Origin of the sequence: Oceanobacillus sp. J11TS1 (genome assembly GCF_018333215.1) — a bacterium.
Lineage (GTDB): Bacteria > Bacillota > Bacilli > Bacillales > Amphibacillaceae > Oceanobacillus.
On sequence record NZ_BORO01000002.1, the window covers coordinates 200982 to 221202 of the forward strand.

18 protein-coding genes are annotated in these 20221 nt (G+C 38.0%); 16 read left to right on the top strand and 2 right to left on the bottom strand.

Going from position 1 to position 20221, the window contains the following annotated elements; translation table 11 throughout:
* The 4 genes from KI343_RS03195 to KI343_RS03210 all read left to right on the top strand — a co-directional run bounded on the left by KI343_RS03195 (nucleotide 1) and on the right by KI343_RS03210 (nucleotide 4370).
* The gene (locus KI343_RS03195) at nucleotides 1–747 is read left to right on the top strand and encodes a class I SAM-dependent DNA methyltransferase (RefSeq protein WP_212924992.1); all 747 of its coding nucleotides are present in this window, start codon (nucleotides 1–3) and stop codon (nucleotides 745–747) included.
* Nucleotides 748–850: 103 nt separating this feature from the next.
* Nucleotides 851–1462, top strand: coding sequence for a helix-hairpin-helix domain-containing protein (locus tag KI343_RS03200; RefSeq protein ID WP_212924993.1), 612 nt, complete (start codon nucleotides 851–853; stop codon nucleotides 1460–1462).
* Between the two features lie 41 nt (nucleotides 1463–1503).
* Nucleotides 1504–2082, top strand: coding sequence for a ComE operon protein 2 (locus KI343_RS03205; protein ID WP_212924994.1), 579 nt, complete (start codon nucleotides 1504–1506; stop codon nucleotides 2080–2082).
* Nucleotides 2079–4370 (top strand): DNA internalization-related competence protein ComEC/Rec2, encoded by a 2292-nt coding sequence (locus KI343_RS03210; RefSeq protein WP_212924995.1) that lies wholly within the window; start codon nucleotides 2079–2081, stop codon nucleotides 4368–4370. Before KI343_RS03205 ends, KI343_RS03210 begins: the two co-directional genes overlap by 4 nt.
* A 179-nt stretch (nucleotides 4371–4549) precedes the next feature.
* Here KI343_RS03210 and KI343_RS03215 read toward each other — a convergent pair whose 3' ends face one another.
* Entirely contained in the window at nucleotides 4550–4684 is a 135-nt protein-coding gene (locus KI343_RS03215) for a YqzM family protein (protein ID WP_212924996.1), read from the bottom strand.
* A 373-nt stretch (nucleotides 4685–5057) separates the two neighbouring features.
* Between KI343_RS03215 and holA the strand changes: the two genes are divergently transcribed.
* The gene (gene holA, locus KI343_RS03220) at nucleotides 5058–6062 is read left to right on the top strand and encodes a DNA polymerase III subunit delta (RefSeq protein WP_244856685.1); all 1005 of its coding nucleotides are present in this window, start codon (nucleotides 5058–5060) and stop codon (nucleotides 6060–6062) included.
* A 151-nt stretch (nucleotides 6063–6213) separates the two neighbouring features.
* Here holA and rpsT read toward each other — a convergent pair whose 3' ends face one another.
* Complete coding sequence (gene rpsT, locus KI343_RS03225) at nucleotides 6214–6471, bottom strand: 30S ribosomal protein S20 (RefSeq protein WP_212924997.1); 258 nt, start codon at nucleotides 6469–6471, stop codon at nucleotides 6214–6216.
* A 275-nt stretch (nucleotides 6472–6746) separates the two neighbouring features.
* Between rpsT and gpr the strand changes: the two genes are divergently transcribed.
* The 11 genes from gpr (at nucleotide 6747) to KI343_RS03280 (ending at nucleotide 20125) form a co-directional block, all read left to right on the top strand.
* On the top strand, nucleotides 6747–7847 hold the full coding sequence (gene gpr / locus KI343_RS03230; RefSeq protein ID WP_212924998.1) for a GPR endopeptidase: 1101 nt from the start codon (nucleotides 6747–6749) through the stop codon (nucleotides 7845–7847).
* A 134-nt stretch (nucleotides 7848–7981) separates the two neighbouring features.
* Entirely contained in the window at nucleotides 7982–9139 is a 1158-nt protein-coding gene (gene spoIIP, locus KI343_RS03235) for a stage II sporulation protein P (RefSeq protein WP_212924999.1), read from the top strand.
* A gap of 11 nt (nucleotides 9140–9150) precedes the next feature.
* A complete protein-coding gene (locus KI343_RS03240) occupies nucleotides 9151–9459 on the top strand; it encodes a hypothetical protein (RefSeq protein WP_212925000.1) in 309 nt (102 codons plus the stop codon).
* A 135-nt stretch (nucleotides 9460–9594) separates the two neighbouring features.
* Nucleotides 9595–11403, top strand: a complete 1809-nt coding sequence (lepA, locus tag KI343_RS03245; RefSeq protein ID WP_212925001.1) for a translation elongation factor 4 — start codon at nucleotides 9595–9597, stop codon at nucleotides 11401–11403.
* A gap of 665 nt (nucleotides 11404–12068) precedes the next feature.
* Entirely contained in the window at nucleotides 12069–13244 is a 1176-nt protein-coding gene (hemW, locus tag KI343_RS03250) for a radical SAM family heme chaperone HemW (protein ID WP_212925002.1), read from the top strand.
* A 145-nt stretch (nucleotides 13245–13389) separates the two neighbouring features.
* Entirely contained in the window at nucleotides 13390–14421 is a 1032-nt protein-coding gene (gene hrcA / locus KI343_RS03255; RefSeq protein WP_212925003.1) for a heat-inducible transcriptional repressor HrcA, read from the top strand.
* A gap of 84 nt (nucleotides 14422–14505) precedes the next feature.
* Entirely contained in the window at nucleotides 14506–15090 is a 585-nt protein-coding gene (gene grpE / locus KI343_RS03260) for a nucleotide exchange factor GrpE (RefSeq protein WP_212925004.1), read from the top strand.
* A gap of 41 nt (nucleotides 15091–15131) precedes the next feature.
* Nucleotides 15132–16973, top strand: coding sequence for a molecular chaperone DnaK (gene dnaK / locus KI343_RS03265; RefSeq protein ID WP_212925005.1), 1842 nt, complete (start codon nucleotides 15132–15134; stop codon nucleotides 16971–16973).
* Nucleotides 16974–17165: 192 nt separating this feature from the next.
* Entirely contained in the window at nucleotides 17166–18296 is a 1131-nt protein-coding gene (gene dnaJ, locus KI343_RS03270) for a molecular chaperone DnaJ (RefSeq protein ID WP_212925006.1), read from the top strand.
* Nucleotides 18297–18398: 102 nt separating this feature from the next.
* Nucleotides 18399–19340: a 50S ribosomal protein L11 methyltransferase gene (prmA, locus tag KI343_RS03275; RefSeq protein ID WP_212925007.1), complete on the top strand. Its 942-nt coding sequence runs from the start codon at nucleotides 18399–18401 to the stop codon at nucleotides 19338–19340.
* Nucleotides 19341–19357: 17 nt separating this feature from the next.
* Nucleotides 19358–20125, top strand: coding sequence for a 16S rRNA (uracil(1498)-N(3))-methyltransferase (locus KI343_RS03280; RefSeq protein WP_212925008.1), 768 nt, complete (start codon nucleotides 19358–19360; stop codon nucleotides 20123–20125).
* Nucleotides 20126–20221: the final 96 nt, after the last annotated feature.

Here is a 20221-nt window from a genome sequence, read left to right on the forward strand (position 1 = left end):
ATGGCATATCATAAAATGGCCGAGGTATACGATCAATTTATGGATAATGTTCCATATGATGATTGGATTGTAATGATTCAACAAATGATAGCTCAGGCAACGAGACCTGTTCAATCGATCATTGATTTAGGTTGTGGAACAGGTATTATTACTCGAAAACTTGCAGCAGCGGGCTATAAAATGACTGGGGTAGATTTGTCTAGTGATATGCTGGAAAAAGCACAACAGGAATTAGATTCATTGAACACAATAAAATGGATGGAAGCAGATATCACCGCGTTAAAGCATAGCAACCAGCACTACGATATGGCAATCAGCTGCTGTGACGTGATGAACTATATCACAGATCTGGAAAGTGTTGAACGGACATTTGAAAATGTATATCGTCTGTTAGAAGCAGATGGAGTATTTTTCTTTGATGTTCATTCTCTTCATACGGTGGAAGATATTTATATTGGTCAAACTTTCTCGGATGTAACAGACGAAGCGGCTTATATTTGGGAGTGTGAACCTGGAGATGCGGTTGGAGAAATGTATCATCAGCTAACCTTTTTCCATCAAGAAGAAGGCGATCTTTTTGCACGCTTTCAAGAAAAACATCATCAGCGGACATTTCCAGTAGAAGTATATAAAAATATTTTAAAAAAAATCGGTTTTGAAAAAGTGAAAATTTATGCTGATTTTTCATTGGAAGCAAATAATTGGAACAGCACCTCAGAAAGAATTTTCTTTTTAGCTGAAAAATAAGTTGTAAAATCAATTTTTACCCTGCTTTTTTAAAAAGAGGAGATTATCCTTCTTTGCCGAAATACTATATGAATCGTATTTTGACAAAGAAGGAGGTAATACCTTGTACCGATTAAAGAAAAATATTCCAATCTTTATTGTGATTGCTGTCGCTATTGTGTTTTTTGTATTAATGAGCAAGCAAGAATCCTCAAGTCCAATATCCGCATCATTAGCAACCTCCGACTCCATGGAATCCACCGAAACGACATCTTTAGGGGAAGAAAGCCCAAAAGAAAATCAACAAGCAGCGGTTGTAGATATAAAAGGAGAAGTAATGCAGCCGGGTGTTTATGAGATGGAAAAAGGTGATCGTATCCAAGATATCGTTGAACGAGCGGGCGGGTTTACAGAAAATGCAGATTTGCTCCAGGTAAATTTAGCACAAATTGTACAAGATGAAATGGTTGTCTTGATTCCTGCTGTAGGACAAGAAGCTGACAATGCGTCGGATAGTTCTTTGGAGGCGCAAGCAAACGATCATAAAATAAAAATAAATACTGCTACAAGTGAAGAACTTGTCCAACTACCAGGAATAGGCCCTGCAAAAGCAGAAGCAATCATTGAACATCGCGATAACCATGGGGTGTTTCAACAGGCGGAGGACTTATTAGAGATTTCTGGCATTGGGGAAAAGACGCTGGAGAATCTCGTAGAACATATTCAAGTCCCGTAGATAAACTTATTTTTAGAAAGATAGAGAAGGAGGGAGTAATTATGGAGAGAATTACTTGGGATCAATATTTTATGGCTCAAAGTCATTTGTTAGCGTTAAGGAGTACATGTACACGTTTAATGGTTGGTGCTACGATTGTCCGAGATAAGCGCATTATTGCTGGCGGTTACAATGGGAGCGTCTCTGGTGATGTGCACTGTATTGATGAGGGATGCTATGTCATTGATGGCCATTGTGTCCGAACAGTCCACGCAGAAGCCAATGCGCTGCTTCAATGTGCAAAATTTGGTGTGCCAACTGATGGTGCAGATATTTATGTGACACATTTTCCTTGCCTGCAATGTACAAAACAACTTATTCAAAGCGGTATTAAAAACGTATTCTATGCAGAAGACTACCATAATCACCCTTACGCTGTTCAATTATTTGAAGAAGCAGGTGTAAAAACACAAAAAGTACCGCTAATTGATGTGAAGGTTGATACGAACTTTGCAGAAAAGGATGCTTTCGTACAAGATTTGGTAGAGAAATTGGATAGAAAAGACTTAAGCCTTGCTGAACGTGATAAAATTAAAGCAAATGCGGAATGCCTTTTTTTAAATGAAGGGAAATGGCGTTGAGAGGGTATTGGCATTTCCCGGCTGCAGCTGCGGTAATAGCCATTTTATATCATTTACTGGATATAAAATGGCTATTCATTCTTTTCTTGCTATGGATGATTTGGCTTAAGTTTCAAAGAAATCTTGATACGAATGTATGGATTATTACGGTCATCAGCTTGAGTGTTTTCACTTATATTATCCCCGTAATTCCCCATACGACCTTTGAGGAAAGTTCTCTAGAAGCTGAGATTACAGGGGAAATCGAAGGGGAAGTAAAGCTTAGTTCGAAACAAATACAATTCACCATAAATCCGCATCATAGTTCTTCAAAATTATTAGTTACTTACTTTCCAGAAAAAGACGAAAATGTTCGTAGTATCCCGATACACCACAAATTATATCACGGCTCTCAATGTACGCTTCATCAAAGTATGGAAATACCTCCCTCGAGCACAAATCCTGCCCAATTTGATTTCCGTCACTTTTTACTGCAAAAAGAAATTACCCAGCAAACTGTTTTAGAAGACTTTAATCATATCCACTGTACTCCAGAAAACGGCGTGCTTCCTATGTTATATAAGTTAAGAACAAAGTTACTCGAAAACATAGAAGATACATGGAGCGTTTATAGCGCGCCTTGGGTTAATGCAATTGTTTTTGGGGATTCGACTGAAATGGAGGAATCTGTGACAGAGTTATTTCAGCGTTTTGGTTTATCACATATTATCGCTATTTCTGGAACGCATGTGACATTAATTATTGTATTTTTGTACTTTATACTTGTGAAAGGAAACATCATTACAAAAGAGAAAGCGCATGTATTCTTAATTATTTTTCTGCCTGCTTACGCTATTTTGGCTGGAGCTAATCCTCCAGTTCTTCGGGCTGCCTCCATGATGGCAGTACTGCTCATTCTGCAAAAGTTTCGATTCAAACTTCCGTATACTGATTTATTTTCCATTATTTTTATGGTGTTTATTCTTTGGGACCCTTATATTATTTACAATGTTGGATTTCAATTTTCATTTGCAGTAACTTTTGCAATTCTTCTGTCTCAGCAATGGATTAGTGAAACTAAGTCTCCGATATGGAATGTGTTTCAAGTGAGCTTTGTTGCACAAATGGCTATCCTTCCTCTGCAAATTTATTATTTCAACATCTTTCATCCCCTTTCTATTCTAATGAATTTAGTAGTTATTCCTTACTTTACATTTTTTGTGATTCCGCTAATGTATGTTTTTGTAATTATCTATGTATTACCAGGAAAATTTTTAGAGCTTTTAGACTTGGGTTTTGCTTTTGTGCATGAAAAGGTTTTATTTTTTATTGCAACCATGGACGATCACTTATTTCCGCCAATTTATTTAGATCAATTGCCGGTATTCGGTGTAGTTGTATATTTCGTTTCTTTTTTCTTGTTTATGAAGCTGTTAGAACAGAAACAACAAAAACAGGCACTAATCATCGGAATTATTTTCATCCTGCCCATTTTAATAACTGCAAGTAAACCTTATTTTCAGGAAGAAGGAATTGTAACGATGTTCGACATGGGGCAAGGAGACGCGATTCTAATCGAAGCGCCAAAAAGAGAAGCTGTAGCTATGATTGATGCAGGATCTGCATTTCAGTTTGAAAATATGGAACCGACGAGGGGAGTGTATAAAAATATTATTCGTGCTTATTTTCATCAGCGTGGGATAAAGGAGTTAGATGCTATTATCATTACACATGATGACGTAGATCATTTTGGAAGTGTGTTCTATATCTTAGAGGAGGTTAAAGTAAAAGAGTTAATTGTAAGTCCTTACTTTGAGAAGGAATTATTAAAAGAATTTCAAGAGCTGCAGCCTTCTATAGAAATAACACAGGTAGAAGCAGGCCATTTGCTAAATTTTAATGATGCTATCTCTTTTCAAGTTTTAGCGCCAGATGGTGATGCAGGAGATTCAAATGACAATTCTATCGTGCTCTATGCAAATCTTGGCATGAAATGGTTATTTACTGGAGATATTAGTAAGCCAGTTGAAGAAAAATTACTAGAACATTATCCAGTCCTTTCTGTTGATATATTAAAGGCTGCACACCATGGCAGTAAAACATCGACGAGTGAAGCATTTATAGAAGCCATTCGACCACAGGCAGCCCTTATCTCTGTTGGAAGGAATAATCACTACAATCATCCAAATGAAGAAGTTCTGGAAGTCCTCGAAAGTAATCAAGTTCGTGTTTATCGAACAGATAACCAGGGGGCGATTCAATTTTTTTACACGGAAGAGGGAGGAACCTTTTCAACTTTTTTACCATAGGATAAATGGAGATAGCAGCGTCAGCTTAGCTCTAAAGTTTGGCGCTTGGAGCTGGATACCGTTATTTTTTAAAATAGTTATCTTATCCATAAGGAGGTTCATTCTAGTCATTTCATTTCTGAGCCAACAAAAAAAGAAGAGATGAAATCCCTTCCTTTTTGACCCTTTTATCTCTTTTGTTATTGACCAATTACGCTGATGGTTACACCAATCGCAAAAATAATAAAGAAAAAGAGAAATGAAAAGGTAAATCCTTTAATGGAGTCTACTACATCGCTTCCTTTATACTGCGGATCTTTTTCGAATTCGTTCAAGATATACCCCTCCTATATTCACAACTATAGTATAAATCATAGACATAAAAAAATCCACATTATTTCGGCTTTTCATGATTAATGTCTTATTAACCATTTTTAGCAACAGTTTACATCTATACTTTTCCCTTAGGAGCATAAGCTATGAATGGGCAAATATCGTTCTTAAAATTTGTTTCTAGAGCTTATTTTAAGACGTTTAATATAGATGCTTGATAAGGGAGGATGCAAATAGACTTGCTATTCTTCCCTTTATTTTTTAGTTGCGTTTCAACAGGCTTCCTTATAGGATAAGAAGAGAGAGATTATTTATTTGTGGAGAGATATACACTGCTCCAAATGGAATTTTAATTAGATGGGAAGCGTAATATTCATGATGGATCAAATCACAAAGATAAAAAGTAATCAAATTCAACCAGTTTACTTTGCTTTTGGAACAGAATCGTTTTTTTTAGAACAATTAAAGAATAAATTAATAAAAACTGTATTAGAAGGGGATAAGACGAATTTATCCCTTTATGATTTGGAAGAGACGTCCATACAAGAGGTTTTAGCAGATGCTGAAACGTTCCCTTTTTTTGGTGAGCGTAAATTAATATTTGCAAATAATGCTTCCTTTGTTAAAACGAAGCCGGATAAATCCCCTTTTGAACATAATTTAACCTACTTACAGGAGTATTTACAAAACCCGCCTGAATATACGATATTGCTTATTACTGCGCCATATGAAAAATTAGATGAGCGTAAAAAAATAACGAAACAATTAAAAAAACTAACACATACGATTGATTGTCAATCTGTCAAAGAAAAAGATGCAAAAAGTTGGATTCAGAGCCTGATGAAGTCATATGAAATACATATTGATCGAGAGGCCATGGAAATATTGGAAGCGGAAGTGTCTAATAATATTCAGCTCCTGCAGAGTGAAATAGAGAAGCTTGCTCTCTTTGTAGGGGAAAATGGCGTTGTTACAAAAGAAATTGCAGGTCAGCTAGTATCACATACACCAACAACCACTTCCATAGCCCTTGTTGATGCAGTGATGAAAGGAAGTATTCAAGAAGCGATTGGAATTTATCGGGATTTGGAGAAAATGAATGAGGACCCTATCGCTATGATTGGCTTACTCGCGTACCAATTCCGTATGATTTTAAGGGTGAAACAATTAAAAAAGAAAGGATATTCTCAATTTCAAATCCAAAAAAGTATTGGTGCCCATCCTTATGTTATTAAAGTAGCGATGGCAAGGGAAGCGAGATTATCGGAAGAACGTTTATCTTCTATTATTTGCAAGCTTGCTGAGACTGACGCTAAGATGAAACGGGGGCTTATGGAAAAAGGACTGGCATTTGAATTATTGTTAATGGATTTAGTATAGATCATGGTTTAGGAGCTGTTCGAGGAAACAAGCAGCGCGTGGGAGAAATATGCGCCCATCAATGAAAGAGTGATGGAAAAATGCATTGGTGTTGGAAAAAAGAAAAGGTGAAGTATTACGGTAAACTCCGTATTTACTTCACCTTTTTTAATTATGCGTTGATTTTTTTAGCTAAACGTGATTTTTGACGGTTAGCAGCATTTTGATGGATAATTCCTCGTTGTGCCGCTTTATCAATATGTTTGCTTGCAGTTTGGAATGCTGCTTTTGCAGTATCCATTTCATTAGCTTCAACAAGCTGTTCAACTCGTTTAATTTCTGTACGCATTGCGGAAAGTTGAGAGCTGTTCGCAACTCGTTTCTTTTCGTTAACTTCTACACGTTTGACTGCAGATTTAATATTTGCCATTCTATTCACCTCCTAAAAAGTATATGATTTCAAAAAACATGTTTTAAAGGTTGTTCAAAAAGCAGTCTTTTTGAACGCGCGCTTTTAATATGCTTTAATCAGTGTCTATTTTCTCAGTACGACAAGATGTATTTTACCAAAGCTACCACATCTTTTCAATAGAATTGTTACTTATTCAACAAAATGGTATGAAATAATTTAACAAGTGCATGCTAAGAATGTAAAAATACAGGGGATAATGAAACAAGTCCGTATGTGAAGAGGTGGATGAGGTTATGAACAATAATGAGAAAAATTTCCAAGTGCGAACCGACTTAGCAGTCGAAGCAAGAGACATGTATACAGAGAGTAAAGACAGTAAAGAAAATAAGGAAATTGCTGGTGTTACTTTTAAAGAAAGTAATATAAAAGATGTAAAAATATCTTATGTAACGATTGATGAAACTGGTGCTGAGCAAATCGGTAAGAAGCCTGGAAATTATGTCACCATTTATGCAGATGGCGTAAAAAAACAGGATACAAATAAACAACACCAAGCTTCAAAAATTTTAGCAAAAGAATTGGAGCATTTAATCAAAAAACAAGGGCTGCCAGATAAATCATCTTGCCTTGTTGTTGGATTAGGAAATTGGAATGTAACTCCGGATGCCTTAGGACCAATGGCAGTAGAGAAAATACTTGTAACCAGTCATTTATTTCGGCTGCAGCCTGAATCGGTGGCAGATGGATATCGGGAAGTAGCAGCTATTGCACCAGGAGTAATGGGGGTAACTGGTATCGAAACCAGCGATATTATCTTTGGTATTGTGGAGAAATATCAGCCAGACATCGTTATTGCCATCGATGCATTAGCATCTAGGTCGATTAGCAGAGTCAATGAAACCATCCAGATATCAGATACGGGTATCCACCCTGGTTCAGGAGTCGGCAATAAGCGAAAAGAAATAAGTAAACAAACATTAGGGATTCCTGTTATAGCAATTGGTGTTCCAACTGTGGTGGATGCAGTGACGATAACCAGTGATACGATAGATTACTTATTAAAACATTTTGGAAGAGAGTGGAATGAAAGAGATGCTCCATCTAAGTCTTTAACCCCTGCAGGCATGAACTTTGGGAGTAGAGAGTTAACAGATGAAGACATGCCAGATAAAGCACAGCGTGAATCTTTATTTGGTATTATAGGCGGCTTATCTGAAGAAGAGAAAAGGCAGTTAATCGCGGAAGTATTAACACCGATTGGTCATAATTTAATGGTTACGCCAAAAGAGGTTGATGGATTTATGGTGGATATGGCTGAGGTTATAGCGAATGGATTGAATGCAGCTTTACATGAGACAGTAACGATTGATAATTTTTCAAGTTATTCCAGGTAGCGGTAGCCTCTAGCAGAGGTTGTGAGCTTTAAACTAGTGATTCTATTTTTTCCGTTTACACGGTTCTACTTTCTCTAGCTTACTCATAGATTGAACTATAGAGTTGTTAGAGAAAGGTGGCATCGTGTATTTTTATGAAAAAAAATAGCTGGAGTAAAATTGTACAAACCTTTTCTCGACGAAGCGGACTTTACATTTTATTTTTTATTAGTGTCTTTTTAGTAATCAGTTTATTAACGGCTGTACAGCCCGCCTATCGAATTTCATCCGATGTCCTTAGAAATTGGACAAAAGAAATGGATAGTACAATTTTTTATCATCTGATCACAATGGAAAACAGGGCTTATCGGCAAAGTTTCCCGGAAGAAGGAATAGAAATGCCGAAACTATCAAGTGTATTACTACAGCTAACATCCAATGTGAAACCGACAGACCCCAGAAGTCTTCTTGGTAATGAAATTCCGGGATTTGCGATATTTGATAATAAATTATTAATGGCAAGTGATAATGATTTCACCCACTTTCCAATTGAGTCTAATCCACCTCTAGAAGAAGTTCTAAGGGAAAGGGAAGCGGTACTAACAGAAGAGGAAGAAACAGAGGAAACGGAAGAAATCGAGAATGAAAAAACAACGGGAGATAGGAATGTGGTTTTTATTTATAATACACACAATCGGGAGTCCTTTTTACCTCACTTGCCAAATGAATCGGATCCTAATGCTGCGATGCACGGAGAAATTAATATCACAAAGGTCAGCGACCGTTTATCGGAGGCGCTTGAAAGAAAAGGCATTGGAACGCAGGTAGATAATACGGATTTTGGGCAGCTGCTTAATGAACGGGAAATGGAATATCATCAATCCTATGAAGTCTCCCGTGATGTTGTAGCCGAGGCAGTAGCGGGAAATAAGGAAATCCAGTATATGTTTGATCTTCATCGAGATGCATTGCGGAGAGATAAGACAACAAAAACAATTGAAGGGGAAGATTATGCACAAATTTTATTTGTTATTGGTACGGGGCATCCAAACTATGAACAGAATCTGAAGGTAGCAACGGAATTACATGGATTGATTGAAGAAGCTTACCCAGGAATGAGTCGAGGAGTATTTCAAAAAGATGGATCCGGCGGAAATAATGGGGTTTATAATCAGGATTTAGCAGATAGTGCATTACTTATTGAGTTTGGCGGAGTAGACAATACGATGGAAGAACTCTATCGCTCCGCGGATGCCTTAGCAGAAGTATTCAGTTCCTATTATTGGGATGCCGAAGCAGTACAATCTAATTAGGGAGAGATTCGATGCGGAATATTATTATCCTATTATTGCTCGTTATCTTCTTTCTGTCTGGACTTGTATTCGGAATGCAGAAGAACGGGATTTCTGAACAGGCTGCTACCTCAGAGGTTCCTGCAGTGGAGGTAATGGAAGCGGAAGAGGAAGAAAAAAGTGAACAAGAAGAGCAGGTAGTTATTGCGGAAACAGATGTCCTTGAAGAAGGAAATTACTCCTTAACCAATCGTATGGCTGCTACAATGGAGGGGGTCGTTAAGCAGTTATTTGAAGTAATCGTCTCGATAATGTATGGGATTGGGCAGCTGTTTTTCTAATCGATCGCATCATGACTTATAAGTTAATCATTGAATCTCAGGGCGTCAATTGCTATAATCAATGCTAGTAATTGACGCCTTTTTGATATGGTAAGAAATTTAGGTTGGATAGGAAAACTTAGGAGTGTGCGTGAAATGACGAATAAAAAAAGAAACGTCAGAAATTTTTCGATCATTGCTCATATTGACCATGGAAAGTCAACTTTAGCAGATCGAATTCTTGAAAATACAGAAACAGTAACAAAACGTGAAATGAAAGACCAGCTGTTGGACGGAATGGACCTGGAACGTGAACGCGGCATAACGATTAAATTAAATGCGGTACAGTTAAAGTATACCAATAAAGCTGGAGAAGAATTTATTTTCCATTTGATTGATACACCTGGCCATGTCGATTTCACCTATGAGGTATCAAGAAGTTTAGCTGCTTGTGAAGGAGCTATTCTGGTTGTCGATGCAGCACAGGGAATTGAAGCCCAGACATTGGCGAATGTTTATTTAGCAATGGAAAATGATTTAGAAATTATCCCTGTAATTAATAAAATAGATTTACCTAGTGCAGATACAGAAAAAGTAAAAAAAGAATTAGAAGATGTACTAGGAATTGATGGAGACGACGCAATCTTAGCTTCTGCGAAAGCAAACATAGGTATTGAAGAAATTCTTGAACGCGTCGCAGAAGTTGTTCCAGAGCCTTCAGGGAAAGCAGAAGCGCCATTAAAAGCATTGATATTTGATTCGCTGTACGATTCTTATCGTGGGGTTATTGCTTATATTTGTGTGAAGGAAGGCTCTGTTAAAGTAGGCGATAAAATAAAAATGATGGCTACGGGGAAAGAATTTGAAGTAAATGAAGTTGGCGTATTTACGCCGAAGCAGCTTGCCAAAAAAGAATTAACCGTTGGTGATGTTGGTTATTTAACAGCTTCGATTAAAAATGTTGCAGATTCACGTGTGGGCGATACCATTACGTTAGCTAATAATCCGGCTGATGAAGCATTACCTGGTTATCGTCGCTTAAACCCAATGGTATTCTGCGGACTTTATCCAGTAGATTCGAATGACTATAATGATTTAAGAGAAGCATTAGAGCGTCTCGAGCTAAACGATTCTTCGTTACAATATGAAGCGGAGACTTCCCAAGCGCTTGGTTTCGGGTTCCGTTGCGGGTTCTTAGGATTGCTTCATATGGAAATTATTCAAGAACGTATTGAAAGAGAATTTGGGATCAGCTTAATTACAACAGCTCCAAGTGTTATTTTTGAAGTAGAACAGACAAATGGGGAAGTCATTTCAGTTGATAACCCTTCAGAAATGCCAGACCCGCAAGTTATCGATGAGGTCCGTGAACCTTATGTAGAAGCTACGATTATGGTTCCGAATGATTACGTGGGAGCAGTAATGGAAATTGCCCAAAAGAAACGTGGTAATTTTGTAGATATGCAATATTTAGATGATATTCGCGTCAATGTAATTTATCATATTCCGCTATCCGAAATTGTCTATGATTTCTTTGACCAGTTAAAATCACAGACAAAAGGGTACGCGTCCTTTGATTATGAATTAATTGGTTACCAGCCTTCAAATCTGGTGAAAATGGATATATTATTGAACGGCGATACAATCGATGCGCTGTCGTTTGTTGTTCACCGTGACTTTGCTTATGAACGTGGAAAGCAAATTGTTGAGAAGCTTAAAAAATTAATTCCAAGACAACAATTTGAAGTCCCAGTTCAAGCAGCAGTTGGCAACAAAATTGTGGCGCGTTCAAATATTAAGGCAGTTCGTAAAGATGTTACTGCAAAACTTTATGGTGGAGACATTACTCGAAAGCGAAAGCTGCTTGAAAAACAAAAAGAAGGTAAAAAACGCATGAAAATGGTTGGTTCCGTAGAAGTTCCGCAAGAAGCGTTTATGGCTGTCTTGAAGATGGATGAGGATTAAAAGTTGATATGATGGGATAAAAGCAGTAACGACTGCAGGAAGAATTTTTTTGCATTTTTATCTCATAGCGTTCATTTTAATAGCCTGCTAACAATAAATCCCGCTGCCGTGTATGAAAACCGGGAGCGGGATTTTCTGTTAGCAGGTTGGGACAAAAGAAAAGTATATCCTCTAGAAGTCGAACAATATGCAAATAGAGCGTAGGAAATATACGTAGACTCCTGTGGGAAAGCGCAATGGTCTTCGGTGGGGCGAGTAATCGCAAAAGCTCTTCGATGGGACGAGTAACCGCAGTCCCAGTCCCAGTGTGAAGACCCCGCAGAAAAAGCGAACTTCTTTTTCTACCACAGGCATAAGCGCGACTATGCTTCTGTCTGCGCCTGTCGGCTTGCCAGTCAGCAAGTCTTCTTTAAAGGAGGCTGAAGACAAGCCCACGGAAAGCGGAGTATATTTCTGAAGCGGGTAGTCGCGCTGATTATGTTCGGAAATTGCTGGATAAAAAACGCTTTTGTCCCAGCCTCATTCTATTTTCATGGTGAGTGAGCTTAACGTATTATAAAATAATTGCAATAACAATAAATAACATACAGGGTCAAGACCGTGGGGAAACAAAAAAGAGCTATCTTATCTGTTTTCGTTTTTAAATAAAGGAAGGAAGTCTAAATATGCAAGTTCAATCCGTATATATCCATATTCCTTTTTGCAAGCAAATCTGCCATTACTGTAATTTTGTAAAATATTATTACATGGAAACAAAGGCAGATGCGTTTATAGATGCTTTAATAAAGGAAATTGATACAGCTATTCCCGGAAAAAGAAATGCCTTCCGGACGATTTATATGGGCGGAGGCACACCGACAGCTTTGTCCATGAGCCAGCTTCAGAAGCTTTTTCAGTTTTTGAATGAAAAGTTTGATTTAACAGCTTGTGAGGAGTTTACTATTGAAATTAATCCGGGAGATATTGACAAAGAAAAAGCGGAGCTCCTGAAGTATTATGGAGTAAATCGGGTTTCTTTCGGTGTTCAGGTAATGGATGACGAAATGCTTGAAAAAATTGGCCGCATGCATCGGGTGAAAGATGTATACTCAACAGTTGATATTCTGACAGAGGCAAAATTCACCAATATTAGTCTAGATTTAATTTACGCTCTTCCTAATCAAACGGTGGCTCATTTTGAAAAAACGTTAAAAGCGGCGTTACAGTTTCAACTTCCGCATTACTCCACGTATGCGCTGCAAATTGAACCAAAGACTGTGTTCTATCATAAACGAAGAAAAGGTGTCCTGCATCAGCCGCCAGAGGACGATGAGGTAGAGATGTACCAGCTGCTTCAAGAAAATATGAGAAAACAAGGTGTTCTGCAATATGAAATAAGTAATTTTGCGAAGCCTGGATATGAGAGTAAGCACAATTTAACTTACTGGAATAATGAGTACTACTTTGGATTTGGAGCTGGAGCACACGGTTATTTACCTGGAAAGCGTACAGCAAATTACAAACCATTAGGGACATATATGAAAGAAATCACCCGCACTGGATCAGCAGTCGAATATCTTGAAAAAATAACCTTGCAGGATAGAATTGAGGAAGAAATGTTTTTACAGCTTCGAAAGGCAGAAGGTATTCATGAAGAAGTCTTTAGGAGACGGTATGGTCTATCTTTAGGTAAACTATATAAAAATGAATTGAATCAATTAATACAGGATAAGTTATTAACGTATAATAACGGAAACTACGCTCTAACGAATAGAGGAATGCTTCTTGGAGACCGGGTGTTCGAGCAGTTTTTATTAATGGAGAACTTCCCGGAAAAACTGGAATTTGCTCGTTCTTACTAGCATATGGATGTGCAGTTCCCTTGTCTACGCAAACCTAAAATGATCAAATCAAAAAGTCAAACCGTTTGACAAAAGAAAATGAATTTGATAATTTTATAATAGATTTAGCACTCAAAACAAGAGAGTGCTAACAGAGGTGATCATCATGTTAACAGATAGGCAGCTTATCATATTGCAGGTCATTATTGATGATTTTATAGATTCTGCTAAGCCGATTGGGTCTAGGGCGCTATCGAAAAAAGATAATTTGCCTTACAGTGCCGCAACCATTCGGAATGAAATGGCGGACTTGGAAGAATTAGGTTTTTTAGAAAAAACGCATACCTCTTCTGGTCGTGTACCTTCAGAAAAAGGGTACCGTTATTATGTTGATCATTTGATTGGTCCGGAAAGAAATCACCATGGACTAGGAATTATAGAAAGTTTAACAAATAACGGGATATTTGAATTTGAACAGATTGTGCAAACGGCGGCAGAAGCTCTTTCACAATTAACAAATTATACGTCAATCATTCTCGGACCAGAAATGTTTGAAGCGACAGTAAAGCAGATTCAAGTTTTAGCATTATCCAATCAATCAGCAGTAGCCATTTTAGTAACAAACACTGGACATGTAGAGCATCGTTCTTTTACATTGCCAAAAGGAATTTCATCATCTGATTTAGAAAAGCTTGTAAATATTTTAAATGACCGGCTTCACGGCGTACCGCTTTTTAAACTGCCTGAGGTAATCCAAAATGAAGTAACGTCCTTGATGGTGAAATATATGAATGGACTAGATTCTTCACTTAATTGGATTCGAGCGCTTTTTACACACGAGCATGCAGTGAAACTTTATTTTGGCGGGAAAGCAAATATATTGATGCAGCCTGAGTTTAACGATGTAGATCGAATCCGCTCATTTTATTCCTTGATGGAACGGGAAGATGAAATTGTGGATCTCTTGAAAAACACGAATCAAGGTATTAAAGTATCCATTGGACACGAAAATGAAGTGGATGAGATTAAAGATTTAAGTTTGATTACTGCTTCTTATCATATCGGCGGTGGTCAACTGGGAACCATTGCATTAATTGGTCCCACCAGAATGGAGTACAAAAAAGTCCTATCCTTAATGCAAAGCATCTCGAAAGAAATGACTGGTGCGATGGATAAATGGTATCGTGACAAATCATAAGGAAACGAATTGATATTAGTTTCTTATCTATATCTTCTATGGTATAGTTTTTAATTGGAATTTAGAAAAGAGGTGCCCGAGTAGATGTCAGAGAATGAAAAAAAAGATGAAGTACAACAAGAAGAACAAGAAATTGTAGAAGAGACAATGGAAGACGTTCAAGACGATGTTCATACAGATTCTGATACAGATACGGATTCTGAGGATGAGAGTAACGAATTAGAAGCTCAAGTAGAAGAATTGAAAAATGAAAAAGAAGAGCTCACAAATCGTATGCTTCGTTTGCAGGCAGAGTTTGATAACTACAAAAGACGTACATTAAAAGAGCGTGAAGCAGACCGCAAATACAAAGCACAAGATATGGTTCAAGAGCTGCTTCCGGTTATGGATAATTTTGAACGTGCCTTGCAAGTAGAAGTATCCGAAGAAAGCAAAAGTATCCTTGAGGGGATTAACATGGTATATCGTCAATTACAAGATGTATTCACTTCACAAGGTGTTTCTGTTATTGAAACAGAAGGGGCAGACTTTGACCCCAATGTACATCATGCAGTAATGCAGATTGAAGATGATACCATGGAATCAAACAAAGTTGTTGAAGAGCTGCAAAAAGGCTATCTCTTAAAGGATCGAGTAATTCGACCTGCAATGGTAAAAGTCAACAAATAATCTTGAAATGTTATGGAAGTATTTAAGGAGGAAATGAAGAAATGAGTAAAATTATTGGAATAGACTTAGGAACAACAAACTCATGTGTATCTGTTATGGAGGGCGGCGAAGCAGTCGTTATCCCTAACCCGGAAGGTAACCGTACTACTCCTTCTGTCGTTTCTTTTAAAAATGGGGAAAGACAAGTTGGGGAAGTTGCAAAACGTCAAGCAATTACAAACCCAGATACAATTCAATCGATTAAACGTCATATTGGTACAGACTATAAAGTAACAATTGATGACAAAGAATACACACCACAAGAAATTTCAGCAATCATTCTACAACACATTAAATCTTACGCTGAAGATTATATTGGTGAAAAAGTAGAGAAAGCAGTAATTACTGTTCCAGCTTACTTTAATGATGCGGAACGTCAAGCTACGAAAGATGCTGGTAAAATTGCTGGACTTGAAGTAGAACGTATTATTAACGAGCCAACAGCAGCTGCACTTGCTTATGGTATTGATAAAGATGATCAAGATCAAACCATTCTTGTATATGACCTTGGCGGTGGTACATTTGACGTTTCTATCCTAGATATCGGAGATGGTACATTTGAAGTAGTTGCAACAGCTGGGGATAACCGTCTTGGCGGAGACGACTTTGATGAAGTAATCATTAAGCATATGGTAGAAGAATTCAAAAAAGAAAACGGCATTGATCTTTCAAAAGATAAAATGGCTGTACAACGTTTGAAAGATGCAGCAGAAAAAGCGAAGAAAGATTTATCTGGTGTAGCACAGACACAAATTTCATTACCATTTATTACAGCTGGTGAAGCTGGACCATTGCACTTAGAAATGACTCTATCTCGTGCGAAATTTGATGAGTTATCATCTGACTTAGTAGAACGTACGATGAAACCAACTCGCCGTGCACTTTCTGATGCTGGATTATCTAAGAGCGATATTAATAAAGTTATCTTAGTTGGTGGTTCTACACGTATTCCAGCTGTACAAGAAGCGATTAAAAAAGAATTAGGTCAAGAACCTTCTAAAGGAGTTAACCCAGATGAAGTAGTAGCACTTGGTGCAGCTATTCAAGGCGGTGTTTTACAAGGTGACGTTAAAGACGTATTATTACTAGACGTAACACCACTTTCATTAGGTATTGAAACAATGGGTGCTGTATTTACTAAATTAATTGAACGTAATACAACAATCCCAACAAGTGCATCACAAGTGTTCTCTACAGCAGCGGATAACCAAACAGCGGTAGATATTCACGTGCTACAAGGGGAACGTGAGATGGCAGCAGATAACAAAACGCTTGGCCGTTTCCAATTAACTGATATTCCGCCAGCACCACGTGGAATGCCTCAAATCGAAGTATCCTTTGATATCGATGCGAACGGTATTGTTAATGTTAGAGCAAAAGATTTAGGAACAAATAAAGAACAATCGATTACAATCAAATCTTCTTCTGGTTTATCTGATGAAGAAGTAGATCGCATGGTAAAAGAAGCAGAAGAAAACGCTGAAGCGGATAAAGCACGCCGTGAAGAAGTAGAACTTCGCAACCAGGCAGATCAGCTTGTATTTACTACAGATAAAACATTAAAAGATTTAGGCGATAAAGTTTCTGAAGAAGATAAAAAACAAGCAGAAGCTGCGAGAGATGAATTAAAAGAAGCTTTAGAGTCTAATGACCAAGAACAAATCAAAGCGAAAAAAGATGCTTTGGAAGAAAAAGTTCAACAGCTTTCAGCAAAGCTTTATGAGCAAGTACAACAAGAAGCTCAAGCAAATCAAGGCGGAGAAAACGCTGGTGGACAACAAGGCGATGACGTTGTTGATGCTGATTATACAGAAGTCGATGATGACGATAAAGAAAATAAATAAAAATAAATAGTTACTGAATAAAAGTCAAAGTCAGGATTCTCTTGGCTTTGACTTTTTTACAGAATATTTATTGTGTAAGAGTAATATAGGCTTACAACCCTTTTGGTTCGAAGCTGATATTCATTGTTGCCACAGACAAATGAATGATGATATGATTAAACTTATGCAATCAGAGTGTCGGGAGTGAGTAATTTGGCAAAACGTGATTATTATGATGTTTTAGGTGTTGAGAAGGGCGCCTCGAAAGATGAAATAAAGAAGAGTTACCGGAAGCTGGCCCGTAAATACCATCCAGATGTGAATAAAGCGGAAGATGCAGCGGATAAATTTAAAGAAGTAAAAGAAGCCTATGAAGTATTAAGTGACGACCAAAAACGCGCACAATATGATCAATTTGGCCATGCAGGCGCCCAAAGTCAGGGCTTTGGAGGCTTTGGCGGCGGTGGCGCTCAAGACTTTGGCGGATTCAGTGATATTTTCGATATGTTTTTTGGCGGTGGCGGTCGAACTCGTGATCCAAATGCGCCACAACAAGGGGACGATTTACAATACACGCTGATACTTGACTTTGAGGAAGCAATTTTTGGAAAAGAAACAGATATTGAAGTTCCAAAAGAAGAAAAATGTGATACATGTAATGGTTCAGGTGCGAAGCCTGGAACAAAAGTAGAAACATGTTCGCATTGTCATGGATCAGGTCAATTAAATCAAGAACAAAATACACCATTTGGCCGTGTGGTAAACCGTCGCGTTTGTCATTACTGTAACGGAACCGGGAAAAATATTCCGGAAAAATGTAATACGTGTGGCGGTGCAGGAACAGTCCATAAAAAGAAAAAAATTCACATCAAAATTCCTGCTGGAATCGATGAAGGACAACAAATTCGTGTCTCTGGTAAGGGAGAGCCTGGAAAAAATGGCGGCCCAGCAGGTGATTTATTTGTCGTTGTTCGTGTTCGCAAGCATGATTTCTTTGTTCGTGAAGGTGACCATATTTTCTGTGAATTGCCACTTACCTTTGCGCAAGCTGCCTTAGGAGATGAAATTGAAGTTCCTACAGTTCACGGGAAGGTTAAATTAAGAATTCCTGCGGGTACACAAACCGGGAAGACTTTCCGCTTAAAAGGAAAAGGTGTTCCAAATGTTCACGGAAGAGGTTATGGAGATCAGCATATTAAAATAAAAGTGATGACACCAACCAATTTAACAGACAAACAAAAAAATCTGTTACGTGAATTTAATGAACTAGGTGGAAATGAATCTACAGATGAACAAGAGGATAACATTTTCCAGCGTTTTCGTAAGGCGTTTAAAGGAGAATAATCAGAGTAACCCTCCAGCTTGTAATGTTGAATCTAATCTCAGATAATCAGGCTGGGGGTATCTCTTTTTACATAGATAATCAAAAGGATGGCGGTGTTCAATATGAAATGGTCAGAGATTACCATTCTTACAACAAATGAAGCAGTAGAACCTATTTCAAATATTTTGCATGAAACAGGCGCGAGCGGATTAGTTATTGAAGATCCATTAGATTTAGAGCGTTTTGAAGGAGAAGGTTTTGGAGAAATAATTGAATTAGACCCGGCAAATTATCCTGAGGAAGGTGTTCGAGTAAAGGCGTATCTGCCAATGAACAGCTTTTTAGGGGAAACTGTAAACGAAATTAAGCAGGCGATAAACCAATTACTTCTTTATGATATTGATTTGGGGAAAAATCAGGTTACCCTTAGTGAAGTTCATGAAGAAGAGTGGGCCAGTGCTTGGAAGAAGTATTATAAGCCAGTCAAAATATCCAACCGAATTACAATTACACCAACTTGGGAAGATTATCAGCCGGTATCAACGGACGAGTTAATTATCGAGCTTGATCCGGGGATGGCTTTTGGAACAGGTACTCACCCTACGACAGTATTAAGTGTACAGGGCTTAGAAACTTACGTGCAACCAGGTGATAAAGTTATTGATGTGGGCTGCGGGTCAGGTGTACTAAGCATTGCTTCTGTGAAATTAGGAGCAGAATCGGTACAAGCATTTGATTTGGACGACGTAGCTGTTAAAAGTACAACAACGAATGTGAAATTAAACGACCTTCATGATAAGGTAACTGTTAAACAGAATAATTTACTCGATGGTGTAGAAGGGCATGCTGACGTTATTGTTTCTAATATACTCGCTGAAATTATTGTTCGTTTTGTACAAGATGCTTATAGCAATTTACGACCAGGCGGTTATTTTATCACTTCAGGAATTATCCAGAATAAGAAGCAGTTAGTCCGTGAACGGTTAGTAGAAGCTGGGTTTGATATTATCTCCATTAGCGAAATGGAAGATTGGATTTCCATTGTTGCGCAAAAACCGGAATAGAAGCAGGTGATGTAAGCATGCAGCGCTATTTTATTTCAAAAGAACAGGTAGAAGGTCAATCAATCCGAATCGTTGGGGAAGATGTTCACCATATTAGCAGAGTAATGCGGAATAAGCCAGGTGATGAGATTATTTGCAATACCGATGCTGGGAACTCTGCGCTTTGTAAAATTGAAGCGATGAATGAAACAGAAGTGCAAGTATCCATTAAAAGCTGGTTAGATGAATCTGTCGAACTGCCGGTAGAGGTTAGTATTGCACAAGGAATCCCTAAAGGGGATAAGTTTGAATGGATTCTTCAAAAAGGAACAGAGCTGGGTGCGGCAAAATTTATTCCATTTGCTGCAGAACGATCCGTTGCAAAGTGGGATGAGCAGAAGTTTTATAAAAAAGCAAAACGATTTCGAAAAATTATCAAAGAAGCCAGTGAGCAAAGCCATCGTAACCGGATTCCAGAGCTATCTGACGTTATGCCGTTAAAAGCATTACTTGAAGAAAGCGAATCTTATACAGTAAAGCTTTTTGCATATGAAGAAGAGGCTAAAGGATCGGAAAAAAATGCTTCTTCTTTTGCTTCGGTGCTGGAAAACTTATCTGATAAGGAGCGTATTCTTCTTGTTATAGGTCCTGAGGGCGGTATTTCTGTGGAAGAAGCAAATCATCTGAAAGAATATGGTTTCGAGGCAATAAGGCTCGGAAAGCGTATTTTGCGTACGGAAACAGCGGCATTATATGCGCTAGCTAGTATCTCTTATCATACGGAAGAGTTAAAATATAAAGGATAAAGAGGTTGGGATACAAAGAAAGTGTATCGTCCGAAGCGGGAATTCGCACAAATGGTGTTTGGAATTTGCTGGATAAAAAACACTTTTGTCTCGGCC

What these genes read in the sequence shown, in the direction of transcription:
- KI343_RS03195 (WP_212924992.1), top strand. Translation starts at nt 1, where the DNA reads ATGGCATATCATAAAATGGCCGAGGTATACGATCAATTTATGGATAAT.
- KI343_RS03205 (WP_212924994.1), top strand. Translation starts at nt 1,504, where the DNA reads ATGGAGAGAATTACTTGGGATCAATATTTTATGGCTCAAAGTCATTTG.
- holA (WP_244856685.1), top strand. Translation starts at nt 5,058, where the DNA reads ATGATGGATCAAATCACAAAGATAAAAAGTAATCAAATTCAACCAGTT.
- rpsT (WP_212924997.1), bottom strand. Translation starts at nt 6,471, where the DNA reads ATGGCAAATATTAAATCTGCAGTCAAACGTGTAGAAGTTAACGAAAAG.
- gpr (WP_212924998.1), top strand. Translation starts at nt 6,747, where the DNA reads ATGAACAATAATGAGAAAAATTTCCAAGTGCGAACCGACTTAGCAGTC.
- spoIIP (WP_212924999.1), top strand. Translation starts at nt 7,982, where the DNA reads ATGAAAAAAAATAGCTGGAGTAAAATTGTACAAACCTTTTCTCGACGA.
- KI343_RS03240 (WP_212925000.1), top strand. Translation starts at nt 9,151, where the DNA reads ATGCGGAATATTATTATCCTATTATTGCTCGTTATCTTCTTTCTGTCT.
- lepA (WP_212925001.1), top strand. Translation starts at nt 9,595, where the DNA reads ATGACGAATAAAAAAAGAAACGTCAGAAATTTTTCGATCATTGCTCAT.
- hemW (WP_212925002.1), top strand. Translation starts at nt 12,069, where the DNA reads ATGCAAGTTCAATCCGTATATATCCATATTCCTTTTTGCAAGCAAATC.
- hrcA (WP_212925003.1), top strand. Translation starts at nt 13,390, where the DNA reads ATGTTAACAGATAGGCAGCTTATCATATTGCAGGTCATTATTGATGAT.
- grpE (WP_212925004.1), top strand. Translation starts at nt 14,506, where the DNA reads ATGTCAGAGAATGAAAAAAAAGATGAAGTACAACAAGAAGAACAAGAA.
- dnaK (WP_212925005.1), top strand. Translation starts at nt 15,132, where the DNA reads ATGAGTAAAATTATTGGAATAGACTTAGGAACAACAAACTCATGTGTA.
- prmA (WP_212925007.1), top strand. Translation starts at nt 18,399, where the DNA reads ATGAAATGGTCAGAGATTACCATTCTTACAACAAATGAAGCAGTAGAA.
- KI343_RS03280 (WP_212925008.1), top strand. Translation starts at nt 19,358, where the DNA reads ATGCAGCGCTATTTTATTTCAAAAGAACAGGTAGAAGGTCAATCAATC.